Source organism: Serratia sp. A07 (assembly GCF_058725505.1).
The window spans coordinates 1-1,211 of record NZ_JBZXDO010000172.1 but is presented as its reverse complement, the minus strand read 5'-3'; the positions used below and the strand labels follow the sequence as shown (position 1 = coordinate 1,211).

Annotated in this window: 1 protein-coding gene; it reads left to right on the top strand. The window is 58.2% G+C overall.

Features of this window, described 5'->3' with window-relative positions:
- Positions 1-40: 40 nt before the first annotated feature.
- The coding region (topB, locus tag AC4PR2_RS28940; RefSeq protein ID WP_492176055.1) for a DNA topoisomerase III at positions 41-1,211 on the top strand (1,171 nt) is incomplete at its 3' end.

Sequence of the window (1,211 nt, the reverse complement as noted above, 5' to 3'; positions counted from 1 at the left end):
CAGCAGGTTGCCAAAGGTCAGGGCTGAGGGAGGTTATCTGATGCAGCTCTACCTGTGTGAGAAACCCAGCCAGGGTAAAGATATCGGCGCCATTCTCGGGGCGACCCAGCGTAAGCAGGGCTATCTGGCGGGCGCCGGCGTCATCGTTACCTGGGCAATCGGGCACCTGCTGGAGCAGGCTCAGCCGGAGACCTACGGTGAACAGTTCGGTAACCCCTGGCGAGAGTCTGTGCTGCCTATCGTGCCTGCTCAGTGGAAAATGGCGGTAAAAAAAGACACTGCCGATCAGTTTGCGGTCATCCGTGGGTTGCTCAAACAGGTTGATTCTGTAGTGATTGCGACCGATGCGGATCGTGAGGGGGAAGTGATCGCACGCGAATTACTGGAGCATTGCCACTTTACCGGCCCGGTCCAACGGCTCTGGTTGTCTGCGCTGGACGAGGCCAGTATCCGGCATGCTCTGGCAAACAAACTCCCTGGCGAGAAGACAGCACCCTTGTATGAGGCCGGCCTGGCACGCGCCCGGGCTGACTGGATGACGGGGATGAACCTGACCCGACTTTATACTCTAAAGGCGCGGGAACAGGGATACGGCGAGGTGTTGTCGATCGGGCGGGTACAGACCCCCACGCTGGCGCTGGTCGTGAACCGTGACCGCGAAATCGCCAACTTTATTTCCAAACCCTACTGGCAAGTCAGGGCGAACCTGCAAAAGGATGGCATTACTTTTCCTGCGAACTGGGTGCCGGCCGCTAACTACTGTGATGACGAGAAGCGTTGTATTCAGCAGAATGTGGCGCAGGCCGTCGTGCAGCTGTGTCAGCAAACAGGTCATGCCGTTGTGCTTGAGGTAGGGACCGATCGCAAGAAAGAATCCGCGCCGCTGGCCTTTGACCTGGGAACGCTGCAGCAGGCTTGCTCACGCAAGTGGGGGATGAGCGCAAACCAGGTGCTGAGTATCGCGCAGTCGCTGTATGAAACGCACAAAGCGACCACATATCCCCGGACGGATTGCGGCTATCTGCCGACATCGATGCGGGAAGAGGTTGCCGATGTGCTGAGTGCGGTTACCCGCACGGATCCAACGCAGAGCGAAAACGTGGCCAGGCTCGACAGGGCCTTTGTTTCCCGCATCTGGAACGACAAAAAAATCACGGCGCACCATGGGATTATCCCGACCAAGCAGCCGTTCGATTTGAGCAAGCTGTCTG